Raw genomic sequence first — 19,694 nt, forward strand, 5'->3', positions numbered from 1 at the left:
GCCTTAGTACAGGCTGTGTGAGTTCTCTTGAATGTGCTTGTTAGTAATCACGCCCCACATCTTGTAATAGCACCAAGTTGTGTAACTCAAAATGATTGGTACAAAGATACAAGCTGCAACAGTCATGACGGTCAAGGTGGTTTTACTAGATACAGCATCCCACATGGTCAAGCTGGAAACAGGGTTGAGGCTTGAAGGCATCAAGAATGGGAAGAGTGCAAAGCCAGCAGTCAGGATCGCGCCGATAATCGCAAGGCTGGTACCGGTAAAGCTTAAGCCTGCTTTGTTTTTACCTGCCGCCAAAACAACCAGCAAGCCACCTAAAATACCCATGATCGGTGCAATCATGGTAATTGGGTAGGTGGTATAGTTATTCATCCAGCCTGGGTTTGCATTTGTTAGAACTTGCTTAGCTAATGGATTCGCTGCAGCATTGGTATCGTAAGGGGTTACAAGGGTATAACCTTGAATTCCACCGAAATACAACCACGCACCAACTGCCAAGAAGGTCACGAGATAGAGTAGACCCATAAGTTGAGTGGCTTTAGCGGAACGTTCACGTAATGCACCATCGGTACGTAGCATTAACCATGCACCACCATGCGCACATAGCATCGATAAGCTGACTAGACCACAAAGCAGTGCAAACGGATTAAGCAAGGCAAAGAAGCTACCTGAGTAAGTTGAACGTACAGTTTCATCTAAAACAAATGGTACGCCCAAGAACATGTTCCCGAAAGCGACACCGAAGACGAGTGCTGGAACTGCGCCACCAACTGCCAAACCCCAGTCCCAAGAATTACGCCATTTGGTGTTTTCAAGTTTGGAGCGGTAGTCGAAGCCTACAGGTCTCAAGAATAAGGCAAACAAGACGAGAAGCAGAGCCCAATACATACCTGAGAATGCTGTTGCATAGACCATTGGCCAAGCAGCGAACAGCGCGCCGCCTGCAGTGATAAACCAGACCTGGTTGCCGTCCCAGTGAGGAGCAATCGTATTGATTGCTGCACGACGTTCTTCATCATTTTTGCCGACAAAAGGCATAATCGCCATTGAGCCCATGTCGAAGCCGTCAGTGAGTGCAAAGCCAATCAGTAGAACACCAACCAGAACCCACCAAATGATTTTGAGTAATTCATATTCGATCATGCTTGAGCCTCCTCAGATGGCTTTTGTGCAGCTTCTAGTTTTTCAAAGTGGTATTTACCAGTATGAAGCGAGCTTGGGCCGAGACGAGAGAATTTGATCATCAAGTACATTTCAATGATCAGTAGTACAGTATAGAACGCTGCTAGGGCAATGATAGAACCCCAAACGTCACCCGTACTTAATGTTGATGCAGATAAGTGTGTAGGTAGAACCTCACCAATCGTCCATGGCTGACGACCACCTTCAGCAACATACCAACCAGTTTGTGCTGCGATCCATGGCAATGGAAGTGCAAACAATGCAAATTTAAGCAACCAAGGTTTATTTTCTGCATTACGTTTTGCAACAGACCATGATGCCAAGATAAAGAGTAACAGCATCAAGAAACCAGAAGCGACCATTGCACGGAATGACCAAAATAGGCTAGCAACGTTTGGAATACTGTCTTTCACAGCTGCCTGGATGTGTTGTTCAGAGGCATCCACCACGTTTGGTGTATATTTTTTAAGAAGTAGGCCGTAACCCAAATCTTTTTGTGTTTTTTCAAAAGCCGCTTTAAGTTCAGCTGATGTGTTGCCTGCACGTAGTTGTTCAAGTTGACCATATGCAATCATACCGTTACGGATACGGGCTTCATGCTGTTTCATTAGATCCTTAATACCTGTGACTTCAGTATTAAGAGAACGTGTTGCAATGATCCCCATTACATATGGAATTTTAATGGCATAGTCGGTACGCATTTCTTCTTGGTTTGGGAAACCAAAAAGTGTAAAGCCCGCTGGTGCTGGTTCTGTTTCCCATTCCGCTTCAATAGCAGCGAGTTTGGTTTTTTGAACGTCACCGAGTTCATAGCCTGATTCATCACCGAGTAGGATAACGGAGAGAGATGACGCCAAGCCAAAGATTGCGGCAATTGCGAATGAACGGCGCGCAAATGGAAGATCACGTTTTTTCAGCATGTAATAGCTGGAGATCGCCAGCACAAAAATTGCACCAGTCACATAACCGGCTGAAACGGTATGGACGAATTTAACCTGAGCGACTGGGTTGAGAATGAGTGCACCAAAGTCCACCAATTCCATACGCATAGTTTCATAATTGAAGGCTGAACCTACAGGATTTTGCATCCAGCCATTTGCGACCAGAATCCATAAGGCTGACATATTAGAGCCAAGTGCAACCAGCCAAGTCACAGCCAAATGTTGAACTTTAGATAGGCGATCCCATCCGAAGAAGAATAGACCAATAAACGTCGATTCAAGGAAGAATGCCATCAAACCTTCAATGGCTAATGGTGCACCAAAGATATCACCCACATAGTGCGAGTAATAAGCCCAGTTGGTACCAAACTGGAACTCCATGGTCAGACCGGTCGTAACACCTAAAGCGAAGTTAATACCGAAAAGTTTTCCCCAGAACTTGGTCATGTCTCTATAGATTTCTTTACCAGAAACGACATAGGTCGTTTCCATAATGGCAAGAAGAAACGCCATACCGAGTGTGAGAGGAACAAAAATAAAGTGATACATCGCGGTCATAGCGAACTGGAACCGCGAAAGATCGACCACGCTTTCAGAAATCATCAACGTGTCTCCTTGATTTGGGAAGGACTGCTGGCAATATGCTCAGCAACTTGATTGTCAAAGTTTTTGGGAATAGTGGGAGCGTCGAACCAGATATGCTTAATCGTGAGTAAAAGTACGACTTTGATTATTAAAATAATCGTAATTTCTCGAACGAGTCGACGATTGAGATTTTTGCTAACTAAGCTCATAGAAATAAGCCTGTTTTTTTAACTTACAACCATTATTAAACAAAAATATACGAAAAAGAAATACCTTGGATAGTTAAAATAAAAATATATTGATTTATTTATATAAAACAATATTTTAGGTATGTGACTAGTGAGTATTTAAAATGAAATAAAATGAAATAAAAACCTATTAAAACAGTTGTGTTTATATTGTTTAATTCTGATTAAAACAGTTGTAATTAATGTTTTGATAATAAAATATTAGAGGTTAAATATTTTAATCTTTTATATTTATTTAATAAATGGTGGTATAAAGTTAATCGTAACAAAATTAGTCGGGATTAAATAAGTGATTAGATTGAGAAATTTTTTTCGCAATATAATGGGATTTCTTCAAGCGAATTAAGATGACCTGAGCTTGCAATTCAAGCTCACCAAATTCAGGTTCTACCTGAACATAATGGAGTTGCCCAAATTCATCCCGGACTCGAGCCTGAGCTGAAAACCCTGGACGTGCATTGCCACTAGAAATTGTGGCGAGTCGCCCGAGTAGCGGCGTGCTATGTGTGTCACGTTTAGGTTTGATGACTTGATCCAGGCAGTGAATCATAAATACCGTAAAAAAAATCGCGATGATGAGCGCAGGAATAATCAAATAGAATGCGGAGATGAAATGCCCCTGATTGGCATAACAGACAAGTTGCAGGAAGTAGCCTGCCACGCTGAAATTTAGCAGTAAGAAGACAATAATCAGGATCTTGGAAAACTTAACCTGAAAGAGAGGGGAGCGTTTTAGCCATTGGGGTGATCTACGGGCTAAAAAACGGCTGGGCCGTAAGCCGATGTAATAGCCGATGGTTTCAGCCATGCTGAGTAACACCAGAATGAAAACACTTAAATGGAAAAGCATCAAATCATAGTGGGTTAGAAACTCAGCCATGGCTCACCTGTATTCGTTATTCTTCTAAATAGATTCCACCGTCAGAATGCACGGTGATTGAGACCTTTTCAAGGGATTGGCCTACACAAGGTCCGGAAATGCAGTGCCCCGTTTCAACCTGGAACAATGCACCGTGTGTTGAGCATTCGATGTATTCTTGATCCCGATCCAGAAACTGATTTTCGAGAAATTCAAGTTCTACCTGTAGATGTGGACACAAGTTTTGATAGGCATAAAAACAGCCATCCCGTTGGGTAATAAAAATAGTCTCCCCATTTATGGTTTCAAAAGCACGTGCTTCGCGTTCAGGAATATCTTCCATCATACAAATTTTATTCATATCAGGCACATTCCTTCTGAAAGTTATGTAGAAGGCGGCTGTAGTCTGATAGTGCGAGGCGTGGACCGAAGTGAGCCACCACTTCACTGGAAATCAGGATAGCAAGCTCAGCAGAAGCTTGATCCGAAAAGCCTGCGGTTAAACCATACAACAAAGCACCGGCAAATGCATCGCCTGCACCATTGGCATCTACCGCCTTAACTGATCGGCCGGCTACGCCAAATTTCCCTTCAGGGGTTGCGATCACTGCACCTTTTTCACTGCGGGTGATGACGGTGATCTGACTAATGGTCTGTAGCTTGGCTAAAGCATCTTCCACATTATCCGTTTGGCTATACATCATGGCTTCATGTTCGTTACAAAACAGCAGATCAACCCCATCATCCAGCAATTCATCCAGACCAGCGCGAGCATATTGCACCATTGCCGGGTCGGACAAGGTCAAGGCAATTTTCACATCGTGCGCACGTGCGATCTGTCGGGCCTCACGAACCGCCTGACGCGCAGTTTCACTGGTAGACAGGTAGCCTTCGATATACAACCATTTTGCGGTCTTGAGCGGTTCAAAGTCGATTTGTGTTGCAGAGAGCTCAGCGGTAATACCCAAAAAGGTTTGCATGGTACGTTCTGAATCTTCACTAATTAGCACCATACACGTACCAGTCACGCCATCGCTGATTGACTTAGCTGTGGTCTGGATCCCTGCTTCTTTCAAACCCTCGAGATAAATTTCACCGAGATCATCATTACCTACACGGCAACCATAAAAAGCTTTGCCACCTAACGCACTAAAAGCGACGGTGGTGTTGGCTGCAGAACCACCACTTGCTTGACCTTTATAGTGTTGAGTGGCTTTTAAATGTTGATATAAGGCGCTTTGAGTTTCACCATCACAGAGCTGCATGGTGCCTTTTTGCAAATTTTCTTGAACGAGAAAGTCATCGGATACTCTAAATTCCTGGTCAATTAATGCATTACCAATTGCAAAAAGCTCAACAGTCGCCATGTTAGAAATCACATCTGAAATAAAAAGCCAAGTTTACACGAATGCTCAGGATTGCTGTAGTTTGATGAAAAAAATTCAACTCTATCCGAGCTAGACGAGGCATTTCGTATTGCAGCTGTGGGGTCATCCTGACCGACTCAATAATCGCAAGTGAAATACGTGAATTGTGATTAGAACTATAGGTATAATGCCTGAAACTTTTATTCTTGATTTTTTTACTAGGAGATCACATGACTGTCGATGTCACTGAAACCATTGCTCATACTGTCCATCCCGCGTTTCAGTTGGTTCGTCAACACCATGTTGAAGCCTTAGATATTTGTGTATCTGAATACAAACATAAAGTGACAGGTGCGGTGCACTATCATTTGGCTACGCAACACGATGAAAATGTTTTCTTGGTCGCGTTCCGTACCCAGCCGATGGATTCAAAAGGAACAGCGCATATTTTAGAACATACAGCATTATGTGGTTCTGAAAAATTTCCGGTACGTGATCCGTTCTTTTTGATGGTGCGCCGTTCACTGAATACTTTTATGAATGCTTTTACGGCAGCGGATTGGACGGCTTATCCTTTTGCCACACAGAATAAAAAAGATTTCCAAAACCTGCTTAGCGTGTATCTGGATGCTGCATTTGCAGCCAACCTGAATCCTTTAGATTTTGCTCAGGAAGGGATTCGGATCGAACTTGAGAATGACCAGCCGGTATTTAAAGGGGTGGTTTTCAATGAAATGAAAGGAGCAATGAGTGCACCTGCGGATCAGTTGTACCATCAATTGGCGCATCATTTATTCCCTGAAACGACCTACCATTACAACTCGGGTGGTGATCCTAAAGATATTCCTGATCTGAGCTATCAACAACTGGTTGAGTTTTATCAATCGCATTATCATCCGAGCAATGCGGTGTTTATGACCTTTGGCAACCAGTCCGCGTATGAGTTGCAGGAACAATTTGAAACTCTGGCGTTACATAAGTTTCAGGCAGGTAAAACCTTGCATTCGCATCCTGAAAAACGCTTGCATGCGCCGATCGAAGTCACTGAGACCTATGCGGTTGATGCAGATGAGCTGAAAGACAAAACTTATCATGTGATGGCCTGGTTACTTCCACAAGCGAGCGACATAAAGTTGCGCCTGGGCATGCGCTTGGTTGAAGGTGTGTTACTGGAAAACTCGGCTTCACCATTGCGCCATTATTTGGAAACCTGTAGTTATGCGCAGTCTACCGGTCCAATGATGGGGGTGGATGACAGCAATTTTGAAATGACTTTCTACTGTGGGGTGCAGGGGTCTAATCCGGAACATGCGGAAGAGTTCAAGCAGGGTGTATTGAATATTCTGCAACAGGTCGCGTCTCAACCGGTCGATAAAACCTTAGTTGATGCGATTTTGCATCAAATTGAATTACATCAACGCGAAATCAATGGCGATGGTATGCCTTATGGTTTGAGCCTGATTCTGAATGGCTTGAGCAGTGTCATTCATCACAATGATCCTGTTCAGGTCTGGGATGTAGATTCAGCGATTGAACAAGTAAAAGAAGAACTGCAAGACCCAATGTGGTTGTCTAGTTTAATCAATACCCATCTGCTGGATAATCCACATCGTGTACAAATGACGTTGGTACCGGATGCGACTAAATCTGCACAAGAGCAGCAGGCTGAGCAAGCACGTTTAGCGGAAATTGCTGCTGGACTGACCGATGAGCAGCGTGCTGAAATTGTAGAGCAGACCGAGGCATTGAAAATCCGTCAAGATACTCCGGATGATCTGAACCTGTTACCGAAAGTCGGCCTTGAAGATGTACCGGCAGATTTGCAGATCGTTCAGGGGCAGCTACGCGAAATTATTTGTAATGGTTTGGATACGCCATTAAACCTTTATCATGCCGGCACCAATGGTATTTATTATCAACAGGTGCTGATCCAGATTCCGGATGATATTGTGAAATCGCCGTATTTCAGTCTGTTGTCAATCCTGATGGGTGAAGTCGGTGCCGGTGAATATGATTATCTAGAGCTACAGCAATTACAAACCGCAGTGAGTGGTGGATTGGGGATGGGGGCTTCTTTACGCAGTAAAGTCGATGATAAACAGCAGATCACTGCGTGGATGACTCTGACAACCAAATCCCTCACGGATAAACTAGATGCCATTCGTTTGTTAAAGATCGCGTTTGAACAGCTCCGTTTTGATGAAAAAGCACGGATTATCGAGCTGTTACAGCAACGTAAAACCCGTTGGCAATCGCGTATCTCTGGTTCAGGTCATAGTTACGCGATGCAGGTGGCTTCACGCCAGATGAGTGCCTTGGCACAGCGTGATTATCAGACGACGGGGCTAGGGGCACTGAACTGGTTATCTGAACTGGTCAGCAAAATTGAAACGGATGAAACCGCCTATCAGCAACTGATCGAAGAATTACAACGGATCCATCAAAAGCTGTTGCAATCACCGAAACAATTTTTACTGGTATGTGAAGAACAGCATACAGAGGTATTACTGGAAGAAATTCAACAGGTGTGGGACAAACTTGCCGTTGAAAGAAGTCCTGTCGATCTTGCCCCAGTTGTGTATCAAGATACAGATCAGGATCAGGCGTGGTTGATTCAAACCAATGTTCAGTTCTGTGCTTCAGCCTATGCTGCAGTAGAAGTCGCTCATCCGGATGCGGCACCTCTGATGGTATTGGCAGCCTACCTGCGTAATGGTTTCTTGCATAGTGCGATTCGTGAGAAGGGGGGTGCCTATGGTGGTGGTGCGAGCTATGATGGCAATGCCTGTGCCTTCCGTTTTTATAGTTACCGCGATCCACGTCTGGCAGAAACCTTTACTGATTTCGAAGCCAGCTTACAGTGGTTAATGCAGGCGGAGCAGCAACCGCATCAGTTGGAAGAAGCGATTCTGGGATTGATCGCCAGTATGGATAAACCAGGTTCACCAGCGGGTGAAGCCATTACGGCGTGTTATGCACTATTGCATGGCCGTACTCCTGCATTTCGTAAAACCTTGCGCGAACGTCTGTTGAACGTGACACTGGATGATTTAAAACGTGTTGCCCAGCAGTATTTAATCGAGCAGCAACCGATGAAATCAGTGGTGGCACCGTTTGCTAAGCGCGATGTGTTGCAGCAATTAGGATTTGAAATTAAACAGGTCAACTAAGCGCTTCAGTTGATCAGTAAGATGATTTTTTAATTTTTAAGTCTCAAAAATGGCATCTCCAATCTAAAGGTGCCATTTTTTATGCGTGCAAGAATGCTTATCGTGCCATAAGGTTCGAATTTTATGGATCGTTGAAAAGCGTGGAGTAACTGCATTAATCTATAAAAATTTTGGATCATGTCAGCAAGCAATTTTTGGAGGTTACTTTCATGATAAGAAGGAATGACTTAATATTGAAAAATAGCCGAAGCATAAAAAATACAGTGAAATAAAAAACCCGCCCATTGCAGACGAGTTTTACCATGCTCAACGATTTTATTTCAAGAAACGTCGATAACCTAGATTATCGCTGATCTCTTCATACGGATAGGTAATCTGTTCCAGCGTTTCAATTAAGCCATCCGGATTCTGTTTGGCATCTGTTGCTTGTAAGCCAACCAGAACACGACCTTCTGCTGCACCATGGTTACGATAATGGAACAGAGTAATGTTGTGGCTTGGACCGAGACGCTCAAGGAAGGTGAGTAAAGCACCCGGGCGTTCAGGGAATTCCACACGGAATAAGCGTTCATCTTCCAGATTGGCATGACCACCGATTAAATAACGGATATGCAATTTGGCAACTTCATCGTCAGACAGGTCATCGACATCATAGTTTTCTTGCAGTGCGGTAAAGATTTCCTTACGTTCAGTCTGACCTGCTTTCAAACTGATGCCGACAAACACTTGGGCTTGTTCACTTTCGCTGGCACGATAGTTAAATTCAGTAATGTTGCGACCTTGTAGTGCGCGGCAGAAGTTGAGGAAAGAACCTTTTTCTTCGGGGATCGTCACAGCAAAGATGGCTTCACGGTGTTCACCTAATTCTGTACGTTCAGCGATATAACGTAATCGGTCAAAGTTCATGTTGGCACCGCAGACAATCGAAACAATGTTTTTGTTTTCGATACCATGTTCCGCTACATACTTCTTGATGCCAGCCAATGCCATGGCACCTGACGGTTCAACGATGCTGCGGTTTTCATCAAAGGTATCCTTGATGGCTGCGCAGATTTCGTCGGTATTTACGGTTACGACATTCGGCTCAACAATTGGACCCGACTGGTCAGATTTTTGCAGTCGGATCACGTCAAACGGTTTTTCACCAATTTGTGCCACAGCAGTCCCGTCGGCGAATAAGCCTACTTGCGGTAAAATGACGCGTTCACCTGCCTTTAAAGCCGCTTTTAAGCAAGCAGACTCCTCATACTCCACTGGAATCACTTTGACGTGTGGCGCAACATCACCCAAATAAGCGGCAACACCCGCAATCAGACCACCACCGCCGACAGCGACAAAGACATATTCGACATCACGCCACTGACGTAATAGTTCGTTAGCAATGGTTCCTTGGCCCGCCATGACCAGTTCATCATCATAAGGTGGAATAAAGGTCAGACCTTCTTCTTGGGCACGCTGAATTGCATATTTATTGGCGATATCAAAAGAATCACCATGCAGAACCACTTCACCCCCCAAACGTTTTACCGCTTGTACCTTAATGTCCGGGGTGGTCTTAGGCATCACGATAATGGCACGAATCCCCAGTTTTTGTCCTGAAAGGGCAACGCCTTGGGCATGGTTGCCCGCTGAAGCTGTAATCACGCCACGTTCGAGCTGAGATTTCGGTAACTGGCTGATACGGTTGTAAGCACCGCGCAGTTTGAAGGAAAAGACAGGTTGTAAGTCTTCGCGTTTAAAGCGAATGTTATTGTTTAGTTTTTCACTAATTCGTGGCGCCGCTTCGAGTGGGGTTTCGATTGCAACGTCATAGACGGTGGCTTGCAAAATTTGTCGAACCAAACGAGACAGCATGTTAATCTTCCATCTAACAGTTTAAAATAAGCATTTATTGTAACAAACCCCTTTGCATTTGCGCCGTTTAATTGGGCAAATATCCAAAATTAGTTGAGTGAATCCATGAGTCTATATGCAACCCAAGATGAGAAGAAACAAGCTGCTGCCAAAGCTGCTTTAAAACACTTGCCTAAAGGTGGCATTTTAGGCGTCGGTACAGGCAGCACCGTCAATTTTTTGATCGATTTGTTGCCTGAGTTACAACTTGAAGCTGCTGTGGCCAGTTCTGAAGCAACCGCTGAGCGTTTAAAAAAACTCGGGATTGAAGTGGTTGATATGAATCAGGTGGGGAGTCTAGATGCCTATGTTGATGGTGCGGATGAGATTGATCGTCACCTGCATATGATTAAAGGTGGAGGTGCAGCTTTAACTCGCGAAAAAATTGTGGCTTCAATTGCGAGAAAATTTGTCTGTATCGTTGATGATTCAAAATGGGTTGAGCAGTTGGGTCGAGAGTTTCCCCTTCCGGTAGAAGTGATTCCCATGGCACGTTCTGCTGTGGCGCGTAAGCTGGTGACATTAGGGGGTGATCCAGTCTATCGTGAAGGCGTGGTGACGGATAACGGTAATGTGATTCTAGATGTCTACAACCTGAATATTCTGAACGCAATTGAGCTGGAAAAAACCATTAATAATATCCCGGGTGTGGTCACCAATGGTATTTTCGCCTTAAACAAGGCGACCCTTGCGATTGTTGCAACGGATCACGGTATTGAAGAGCGTAGCGCAATTTAATGCTGATCAGGCCGTTCAGTTTGCTGAGCTGCCTGAAATTAAGATTGTTCGGCATGCAAGGGCGGTGCGTCTGCGCTTGCGTGTCGAGCCTAATACCATTCGTTTGACTGTTCCACTACGTTGTTCGCAAAAACAGATTCAGCATTTTTTGGGTCAATCGGAACAATGGTTATTGGATACTTGGCAACAGCAACAAAAACAGAAAGTCAGTACACTTCCTGCAGAACTCTCACTATTTAATCTCGATCAATCCATTCAAGTGATTTATCAAAGCCTGGACCGTCCCTTTATTTTTCATATAGCCCAGCAGCAGTTGTGGGTCAGTGATCAGCAGCCAGAGCAGCATTTAAAAGCGTTTGTTTTGTCTTATGCCAAAGAACATTTACCTGACTATTTGCAACAGTTGAGTCGAGCATGTGACTTACCATTTGCAAAATGCACGATTCGCCAACCCAAAACCCGTTGGGGCAGTTGTTCAGCCAAGCATGACATCATGCTACACGCTGGATTGGTGCTTTTCCCACCAGAAATTGTGCGCTACGTTGCTGTACATGAGTTGGCACATACCCGACATTTTGATCATAGTGCGAAATTTTGGGCGAAGGTTTATCAACATGATGCAAATTTTCAGCAGCATCGTTATCAGTTAAAAAACAGAGCATTACCTTATTGGTGGCATGCTTTAAAATAGTTGCGATCCAAATATAAAAACAATCAGATAAAAGATGGTCTATAAAAGAACAGATACTTTAATTTGAATATTGTTTGCTTCATGACCCGCATTATTTTTTTATTCCATTTATCTCCTGACACATTTTAAGGTTTTAGTACGCCTTTCATTTAGCATCTCTTTGTATGGTTATGTGATTTTGACCAAGTGGGATGTTGGCATAGTTATTCTTGAGTTGGATGGGAATTCCCTGGGCTAGAAACCTACATTTATCGAAAGTGCTTCCCATCATGGGAGGTGTTTTTGGGGAGTATCGGATTAAGTCCTTTCATCCGGTGCTTTGATCCGATTATTTTGTTTGCCTTGCCGGCATTTATTTTTGCGCTTTATCTCTGTCGATGGCATTGACAACCCGCATACTGAAAATCCATTTTGCGTTGCAGGGTTAAGTGATTCATAAATAATAAAACTCAACTAAAACAGTTCAGAAAGTCCTAACTTCCTGTCATACTAGGATGTTATTTTATAGATACTTTTAAGTTGAGGTTCTAAGCGTGATTACTGTCGGAATTGTAGGTGGAACAGGTTATACAGGCGTTGAATTATTGCGTCTTTTATTACGTCATCCGCAGGTTCAAGTCAGTGTTTTAACCTCACGTACTGAAGCGGGTCGCCGAGTAGATGATATGTTCCCAAGTCTGCGTGGTCATACCGATTTACAATATTCCGATCTAGATGTTGAAGCACTCAAGGCCTGTGATGTGGTGTTTTTCGCAACGCCACATGGTGTTGCCATGCAGCATGCACGTGAGTTGGTCGCAGCCAATACCAAAGTTATCGATTTGGCAGCGGATTTCCGTTTGCAGGATTTGGCGCAATTTGAAAAATGGTATGGCATGCAGCACGCTTGTCCAGAAATTCTACAAGATTCTGTTTACGGTTTGTCTGAATTAAACCGTGAAAAAATTAAACAGGCTAACGTGATTGGTAATCCAGGCTGTTATCCAACGACTGTTCAATTAGGCCTGGCTCCTTTACTCAAAGCGACCACTGCTTTGATTCAACCTGAAAGTATTATCATTGATGCTAAATCAGGGGTATCCGGTGCAGGTCGTAAAGCGAGCCTTGGCATGATTTATAGCGAAAATGCCGATAACTTTAAAGCCTATGGTGTGGCAGGACATCGCCATCATCCAGAAATTGTGGAAGCGTTGGAAAATATTTCAGGCCAGAAAGATGTATTTGATCACATCCTGTTTGTACCCCATTTGGTACCAATGATCCGTGGCATGCTGAGCACGATTTATGTCAATTTAACCGAAGAAGGCGATCAAGCTGATTTACAGGCATTATATGAAACGTTCTATGCCAATGAGCAGTTTGTTGATGTCATGCCAGCGAATAGTTCGCCAGAAACCCGTTCAGTTCGTGGGGCAAACCAGTTGCGTATCGCATTGTATAAGCCACAACCGAATAAACTGGTGATTCTGGCTGCACAGGATAATTTGGTAAAAGGTGCTGCTGGTCAAGCTGTCCAGAATATGAACCTGATGTGCGGTTTTGCTGAAGATGCTGGTTTAAACGGCATTGGCCTATTACCATAAAAAACGCTTTAACACTTCACACACATTTAAATTTGGATTTAAATGTGTGTTTTGCAATGATCAAGAACCGAGATGACGATGCATAACAGTCCATCAGAAGAAAATACGTCACAACAACGATCACCTAAACAACCTTTTTTGCAGACTAATTTGCCTTTAATTATTGGTGCTGTGATTTTGGGAGCGGGCAGCTTGGGACTAGGTTATTCGGTGGGGCATCGTCAAGGGTTAACGGTTGTGGGCTATGACGCGGATGCTGAACAGTTGGTTGAAGTGGTGCAAAAGCAAAAAGAAACGCTGAATCAGCTCAATAAAAGCCTGAATATTGCGGTTCAGGAACGTGACATGGCGGTGAGCAATGCCAATAACTTAACTGAAGCACTGACCCAAGCCCGTAATGATAAAGCCCAAATGCAAGGCTTGAATGTATTATATCGGGAAACCTTGCGTCAGCGTGGTGGTTTGAGCCTTAGCGTACAGAATCTGGCCATTAAGCCTTTGCCAGAGGAAGCATATGAATATCAACTGGATTTGGCCCAGATCAGTCCAGCACGCCGTCGTGCTGCGGGAACTGTTGAGCTGCGTTTGATTCGTGAAACTGAAGTTTTGGTGGTTCCGATGCAGGATAACCAGTTTAACTTTGATGAGTTTGAACGTTTAACCGGGCGCTGGACCATGCCTAAAGGCTTTATTCCTCAATTTATTGAAGTGCGTTTAAATGGCGGAACGCAACCTGTAATTAAGCGTTACAGCTGGCAACGTGGTAAGCCTGTTGAAAATTCTTCCGCATTTGTCGCTGAGATTCCTCAAGCCGAAGCAAATGCTCAGTAAATAGTGAAAGTCCATTTTATGCGAACATACAAGCGTCCTATCAGTTTAGGTGAAATCAAAACGTCCTTTCAGCAATCGGGATATACCGATTGGCACTTACAACCTCGCTTAGCTGACGTACCGCATGAGCATGAAGAAGGTGATCTTGCGGTGCAGACTGCACCACCGCAATTAAAACGTCCACCACTGTATGTGGTGGTGTTGATGAATGACGATTACACCCCCATGGATTTTGTAATTGAAATTTTACAACAATATTTTGCAATGAATCTTGACCAGGCAACTCAAGTAATGTTAACAGTACATTATGAAGGAAAAGGGATTGCGGGTGTTTATCCACGGGACATTGCGGAGACGAAAGCAAACCAAGTCAATAATTATGCTCGAGCACAAGGACATCCGTTGTTATGCCAAATTGAGCCAAAAGAATAAAGGGGGTTGCGCATGCTTAGTCGTCAATTAGAAGTATCCTTACGTTTGGCTGTGAGTATGGCTCGACAAAAAAGGCATGAGTTTTTAACAGTCGAACATTTACTGTTGGCCTTACTTGATAATGATTCTGCCGTGAATGCCTTAAAGGCATGCGGCGCAGATGTTGTGGTTTTGCGTAAAGAATTAGAAGAATATGTAGAACAACATACACCGAAGTTGGGCGAAAATAATGATCAAGCCCCTCATCCAACAGAAAGTTTTGATCGTATTTTGCAGCGGGCCATTTTTCATGTGCAATCCAGTGGCAGTGACCGTACAGTAGAAGGTGCTGACATTCTGGTGGCCATGTATTCGGAGCGTGATTCTTTTGCGGTCTATCTATTAAAACGTCATCAAATCAACCGTTTGACACTGACGCAATATCTTTCCCATGGTACACGTAAAGATGAAGTCCAAGTGGAAGAGGAGTCTGAAGATATTGAAGGTGAAACCAGTAGTTCTAACAATGCAGGTCCACTTGAACTTTATACAGTCAATCTGAATGCTGAAGCACAAAAAGGCAAAACGGATCCATTGATTGGCCGTGATAAAGAAATCGAGCGTGCAGCGCAGATTCTCTGTCGCCGCCGGAAAAACAACCCGTTATTGGTGGGTGATCCTGGTGTGGGTAAAACCTCAATTGCGGAGGGTCTGGCGTGGCTGATTGTGAATGGTAAAGCACCTAAGCCGCTTAGCCATGCAGAAATCTACAGTCTGGATATTGGTGCACTGGTGGCGGGAACCAAGTACCGTGGTGATTTCGAAAAACGTTTGAAACAATTGCTGAATGCGTTGAAGAAAAAGCCTGATGCTGTACTGTTTATTGATGAGATTCATATGATTATTGGTGCTGGTTCCAGTATGGGCAGCACGATGGATGCATCAAATCTAATCAAGCCAGCATTGGCCAATGGAACATTGCGTTGTATCGGGTCAACGACCTTTCAGGAATATCGTCAGGTTTTTGAAAAAGATCACGCGCTTTCCCGTCGTTTTCAGAAAATTGATGTCAATGAGCCAAGTATTCAGGAAACCATTGATATTTTGCGTGGCTTAAAAAGCAAGTTCGAAGATTTCCATCATGTTGAATATGATGATAAAGCTTTGGTATCGGCTGCTGAATTGTCTGCAAAATATATTAATGACCGTTTCTTGCCAGACAAAGCCATTGATGTGATTGATGAGGCGGGCGCACAGCGCCGTCTGAAAGCCGAAAATGATGGTTCGCTTATTACTGTTGAGAATATTGAAGATATCGTGGCAAAAATTGCCCGGATTCCACCGAAGACGGTTTCTACAGATGACAAGAGTGTTCTGGAAAACTTGGAACGTGACCTGAAACGCGTGGTCTTCGGTCAGGATGAAGCGATTACTGCTCTGGCATCGGCAATTAAATTGGCACGTGCAGGCTTGAAGTCACCAGATAAACCTGTGGGTAGTTTTGTCTTCGCAGGTCCAACTGGTGTAGGTAAAACTGAAGTCACTAAACAGCTGGCGAAAATGTTAGGCGTGGAATTAGTACGTTTCGATATGTCTGAATATATGGAACGCCATGCGGTCTCACGTCTGATTGGTGCACCTCCAGGTTATGTGGGGTATGACCAAGGTGGCTTGCTAACTGATGCGATTCACAAAAATCCGCATTGTGTACTTTTATTGGATGAAATAGAGAAAGCACATCCTGATGTCTTTAACTTGTTACTACAAGTGATGGATCACGGTTCATTGACAGATAACAATGGTCGTAAATCAGATTTCCGTAATGTGATCATTGTGCTTACCACCAATATTGGTGCTGAAAGCATTTCTCGAACCAGTATTGGTTTTATGGAGCAGGACAATAGCAATGACAATCAGGAAGCGATGAAAAAAGCCTTCTCTCCAGAATTTCGTAACCGTCTGGATGGAGTCATTCAATTTAAAGCTTTGCCAACGACCGTAATCGAATCTGTTGTGGATAAGTTCTTGACTGAGTTGCAAGCACAATTGGATGATAAAAAAGTCATTCTGGAGGTTGATCAGAGCGCACGTGAATGGATGGCGGAAAATGGCTATGACCGTTTAATGGGTGCCCGTCCAATGCAACGTCTGATTCAGGAACACTTGAAGAAACCACTTGCTGAAATGATTCTGTTTGGTGAGTTGGCTGATCATGGTGGGAATGTTGCAGTTTCCGTGAAAAAAGAAAATGGTAAGGCAGTTGGTTTGAAACTCGAAGTTTTTGAAGATCAGACGGCTGAACCTGCCTAGTTTTTAGTCGTTTTATTGTGAATAACCCGTGTCATTGTGACACGGGTTATTTTTTGCAAGGTTGAATGGATTTTTCTTTGGGTAAAATAGTACCGGCATTTTTGCTGTTTGGTTGTAAAGCTGTCGCGGAAATTTTAGGTTGTTATTTTCCTTACTTGATTTTAAAGCAAGGGAAATCCGTGGGTTATATGGATGTCTGCGATCTTGAGTTTGACGATATTTGTCTGGCTATTAACGCTACATCCTGCCGCTTCTGGGCGGATTTATGCTGCTTATCAGGCATTTATATTTTTACGGCTTTGCTTTGGTTACATTTTGTTGATCAGGTGGCACTCACACGCTGGGATTTGTTGGGAAGATTAGTCGTGTGGGTTAGTGCGAGCCTGATGATCTTACAACCGCATGGTTTGATACGTTAGGCCTAACCAGTATTCCTTTATCACTTATAGTTAAAATTTACATTCACTATTTTTCATTTCAAATGTGTAGACTTCTTTCTCTGAGCTTAAAGTCATGTGTAGTTGATAAGGGTTAACCTTTTGAAATTCATGTTCGAAAAAATGATGACAATTATTGACCATCGCTTTTTGCAGCAGATGCTTGACTTGATGGTTCCCTATATCCGCCACAAACTGTTCAAAATCAGGGGTAATAATCAGGCCACGTACTTCAATATGATCAGTATAGAGCTGAACCTGTTCTAGAACGGTGTTCTGGTCGACCTGATAAGGGAATGTACGTGAATCCTCATCACTTAACACATCAAGTATTTCAGCTAGTGCTTGTGGATTCTGAATTTTGTATTGAGCATCCAAGATATGCTGTTCGACCAAATAATGGTCGAGTTCAGTCGGTTGTGCATTTGCAGTTAGGCTACAAAGTACTGTGGAGCAGACTAAAACAATTGTCTTTAAGTGCATTTTATTCAAGCCACATATTCACATTTTCGTATCATTATAGGATATGCTCGGCAAAAAAAAGCACCCGAAGGTGCTTTATATACAAAAAGCTACTTAGTCTTTTTTCAGGTTTTCATTGAGCAAGAATTCCATCAATGCTTTTTGTGCATGCAGACGGTTTTCTGCCTCATCCCAAACCACAGAGTTCTTGTGGTCGAGCATGTTTTCTGAAATTTCTTCACCGCGGTGTGCTGGAAGGCAGTGCATGAATAAACAGTCTGGGTGTGCCAATTCCATCAGTTTTTCATTGACCTGGTAATTGGCAAAGGCTTTTTCACGGATCTTTTGTTCTTCCTCTTGACCCATGCTGGCCCACACGTCAGTCACGATAAGGTCGGCATTGACTGCAGCGTCTTCAGCGGAGTCTACCAGTTCAACACAGTGGGCAAATTCGGTTAGGAATCTTTCTTCTGGCTCATAACCTTTTGGTGCTGCAATTTTGAGTTTAAAGCCCCACATATGTGCCGCTTCGATATAAGAATTACACATATTGTTGCCATCACCAATCCAGGCAACCGTCTTGCCTTGAATTGAACCACGATGTTCCTGGAAAGTCTGCATATCCGCAAGCAGCTGGCAGGGATGGTGATCATCAGTCAACGCATTAATCACTGGAACTGTTGAGTAAGATGCAAAACGTTCAACGATGTCATGACCAAAAGTCCTGATCATCACAATATCCAGCATGCTGGAAATAACGCGTGCAGAATCTTCAATCGGTTCACCGCGGCCTAATTGAGTGTCACGTGGCGAAAGGAAAATGGCGCTACCACCAAACTGGCACATCCCTGCTTCGAAGGAAATACGGGTACGTGTACTCGATTTCTCAAAAATCATTCCCAATACTTTACCGACAAAAGGTTGATAAACCGTATTGTCATGTTGCATGCGTTTAAGTTCGTGCGCACGTTCTAAAATGCGGTTGAGTTCTAAGCTAGATAAGTCACGTAAAGTAAGAAAATGCCGTAGAGCCATGGTTACTCCACAATAATTGCCGAGTGAAACAACAATTAGTTGCTGGTTAATTGGATAGAAAAGAGAATCGAGTAATATACTATAAGCGCGAGAAAATGCAAAAAAACTAGGCCTTCTGATGGCCTTTTAGGAAAAGATCAACGCAATAAGTGAGGTAATTGATCACTTCCTGATCATCGCACGGTACTTCAATCGCCATAATAATGCACCATTCATAATTACGCAGAATGCTGAAAAACATCATCGCGGAATATAACGGATTGGGGCAGTCTAATTGTCCTTGTTCGTGTGCTTTACTTAAGGCAGTGGCAATGGTGTGCTGAATATATTGAGGACCTTTTTGATGCAGGTAGAGTGCGAGGTTGGGGTTGCGTTGTGACTGTTCAATCACTAGACGCATAAAAGCCATATTCTGAGGTTGGCGAATATGCTGGTAGAAGCTGATTAAGGTGTTGATCAGGTATCTGCGCAGGTCGATATTTTTGCCATCAAACGGAATACAGATGTCCTGAAAGAACAGCTCACGTCGATAATCGCAAATGGCAGTAAATAGGCCATCTTTGTTGCCAAAATATTTATAGATCGAGGTCTTGGAGCCCCCTGCATGTTGCACGATATCGTCTAGGGAGACAGCATCATAACCATTTTGTAGAAAAAGCTCAGTGGCGCTCAGCAATAAAGCCAGCCGTCGTTCGATGCCGCGACGCGTCTGGGGTTGCTGGCAATCGTGAGGATCGGAAGGAGCAGCGGGTTCGTGCATAGACAGACGGCTAAATGAAGCAGAATAATTAAAAATATGGAGCCGATTATAACCAATTCAATGCTAAATAGCTGTAAGCCTGCGCTCGGAGCGGTTTATTGTTACGTTAAAAATTGATCCATGAAAATACAAAGATTGAGGTTTGTTTTGAAGCGTTGCTAAAACATATGGTGGATACGTCTTTA

The 19,694-nt window shown here is 43.6% G+C and carries 18 protein-coding genes; 8 read left to right on the forward strand and 10 right to left on the reverse strand.

Annotated elements, in window-relative coordinates; translation table 11 throughout:
• Positions 1-3: 3 nt before the first annotated feature.
• The 6 genes from cydB to PGW99_RS05160 form a co-directional block, all read right to left on the reverse strand.
• On the reverse strand, positions 4-1,149 hold the full coding sequence (gene cydB / locus PGW99_RS05135) for a cytochrome d ubiquinol oxidase subunit II (protein ID WP_273779129.1): 1,146 nt from the start codon (positions 1,147-1,149) through the stop codon (positions 4-6).
• A complete protein-coding gene (locus PGW99_RS05140; protein ID WP_273779434.1) occupies positions 1,146-2,732 on the reverse strand; it encodes a cytochrome ubiquinol oxidase subunit I in 1,587 nt (528 codons plus the stop codon). Before PGW99_RS05140 ends, cydB begins: the two co-directional genes overlap by 4 nt.
• Entirely contained in the window at positions 2,732-2,923 is a 192-nt protein-coding gene (gene cydP, locus PGW99_RS05145) for a cytochrome oxidase putative small subunit CydP (RefSeq protein WP_273779130.1), read from the reverse strand. Before cydP ends, PGW99_RS05140 begins: the two co-directional genes overlap by 1 nt.
• A gap of 310 nt (positions 2,924-3,233) precedes the next feature.
• Positions 3,234-3,842: an OB-fold-containig protein gene (locus tag PGW99_RS05150; protein WP_273779131.1), complete on the reverse strand. Its 609-nt coding sequence runs from the start codon at positions 3,840-3,842 to the stop codon at positions 3,234-3,236.
• 16 nt (positions 3,843-3,858) lie between these two features.
• Positions 3,859-4,167, reverse strand: coding sequence for a Rieske (2Fe-2S) protein (locus PGW99_RS05155; RefSeq protein WP_273779436.1), 309 nt, complete (start codon positions 4,165-4,167; stop codon positions 3,859-3,861).
• Positions 4,168-4,183: 16 nt separating this feature from the next.
• Positions 4,184-5,188, reverse strand: a complete 1,005-nt coding sequence (locus tag PGW99_RS05160; protein WP_273779132.1) for an adenosine kinase — start codon at positions 5,186-5,188, stop codon at positions 4,184-4,186.
• Positions 5,189-5,418: 230 nt separating this feature from the next.
• Here PGW99_RS05160 and PGW99_RS05165 point away from each other — a divergent pair, with 230 nt between their 5' ends.
• Complete coding sequence (locus PGW99_RS05165; RefSeq protein WP_273779134.1) at positions 5,419-8,358, forward strand: insulinase family protein; 2,940 nt, start codon at positions 5,419-5,421, stop codon at positions 8,356-8,358.
• Between the two features lie 315 nt (positions 8,359-8,673).
• Here the strand turns inward: PGW99_RS05165 and ilvA are convergent, their stop codons facing one another.
• Positions 8,674-10,212: a threonine ammonia-lyase, biosynthetic gene (ilvA, locus tag PGW99_RS05170; RefSeq protein ID WP_273779135.1), complete on the reverse strand. Its 1,539-nt coding sequence runs from the start codon at positions 10,210-10,212 to the stop codon at positions 8,674-8,676.
• 105 nt (positions 10,213-10,317) lie between these two features.
• Here ilvA and rpiA point away from each other — a divergent pair, with 105 nt between their 5' ends.
• From rpiA to PGW99_RS05205, 7 genes are all read left to right on the forward strand, one after another.
• A complete protein-coding gene (rpiA, locus tag PGW99_RS05175) occupies positions 10,318-10,989 on the forward strand; it encodes a ribose-5-phosphate isomerase RpiA (protein WP_273779136.1) in 672 nt (223 codons plus the stop codon).
• Positions 10,967-11,680 carry a M48 family metallopeptidase gene (locus PGW99_RS05180; protein WP_273779438.1) on the forward strand — a complete coding sequence of 238 codons (714 nt, stop codon included), beginning with the start codon at positions 10,967-10,969 and terminating at the stop codon, positions 11,678-11,680. Before rpiA ends, PGW99_RS05180 begins: the two co-directional genes overlap by 23 nt.
• Positions 11,681-12,213: 533 nt before the next feature.
• Complete coding sequence (gene argC / locus PGW99_RS05185; protein WP_273779138.1) at positions 12,214-13,263, forward strand: N-acetyl-gamma-glutamyl-phosphate reductase; 1,050 nt, start codon at positions 12,214-12,216, stop codon at positions 13,261-13,263.
• A 72-nt stretch (positions 13,264-13,335) separates the two neighbouring features.
• Entirely contained in the window at positions 13,336-14,094 is a 759-nt protein-coding gene (locus tag PGW99_RS05190; RefSeq protein WP_443098210.1) for a DUF6776 family protein, read from the forward strand.
• A gap of 18 nt (positions 14,095-14,112) precedes the next feature.
• Positions 14,113-14,526, forward strand: a complete 414-nt coding sequence (clpS, locus tag PGW99_RS05195; RefSeq protein WP_273779141.1) for an ATP-dependent Clp protease adapter ClpS — start codon at positions 14,113-14,115, stop codon at positions 14,524-14,526.
• Between the two features lie 12 nt (positions 14,527-14,538).
• Positions 14,539-16,815 (forward strand): ATP-dependent Clp protease ATP-binding subunit ClpA, encoded by a 2,277-nt coding sequence (gene clpA / locus PGW99_RS05200; protein ID WP_273779142.1) that lies wholly within the window; start codon positions 14,539-14,541, stop codon positions 16,813-16,815.
• A 65-nt stretch (positions 16,816-16,880) separates the two neighbouring features.
• Positions 16,881-17,234 (forward strand): YnfA family protein, encoded by a 354-nt coding sequence (locus PGW99_RS05205; protein ID WP_443098211.1) that lies wholly within the window; start codon positions 16,881-16,883, stop codon positions 17,232-17,234.
• A 30-nt stretch (positions 17,235-17,264) separates the two neighbouring features.
• On the opposite strand, the gene PGW99_RS05210 is transcribed toward PGW99_RS05205, so the two are convergent.
• The 3 genes from PGW99_RS05210 to PGW99_RS05220 form a co-directional block, all read right to left on the reverse strand.
• Positions 17,265-17,735, reverse strand: a complete 471-nt coding sequence (locus PGW99_RS05210) for a hypothetical protein (protein ID WP_273779143.1) — start codon at positions 17,733-17,735, stop codon at positions 17,265-17,267.
• A gap of 93 nt (positions 17,736-17,828) precedes the next feature.
• Positions 17,829-18,749 (reverse strand): ornithine carbamoyltransferase, encoded by a 921-nt coding sequence (argF, locus tag PGW99_RS05215; RefSeq protein WP_273779144.1) that lies wholly within the window; start codon positions 18,747-18,749, stop codon positions 17,829-17,831.
• A gap of 106 nt (positions 18,750-18,855) precedes the next feature.
• Positions 18,856-19,509, reverse strand: coding sequence for a TetR/AcrR family transcriptional regulator (locus PGW99_RS05220; protein ID WP_273779145.1), 654 nt, complete (start codon positions 19,507-19,509; stop codon positions 18,856-18,858).
• Positions 19,510-19,694 lie beyond the last annotated feature (185 nt).

It is taken from the genome of Acinetobacter sp. GSS19, from assembly GCF_028621895.1.
In the GTDB taxonomy this organism is placed as follows: Bacteria; Pseudomonadota; Gammaproteobacteria; order Pseudomonadales; family Moraxellaceae; genus Acinetobacter.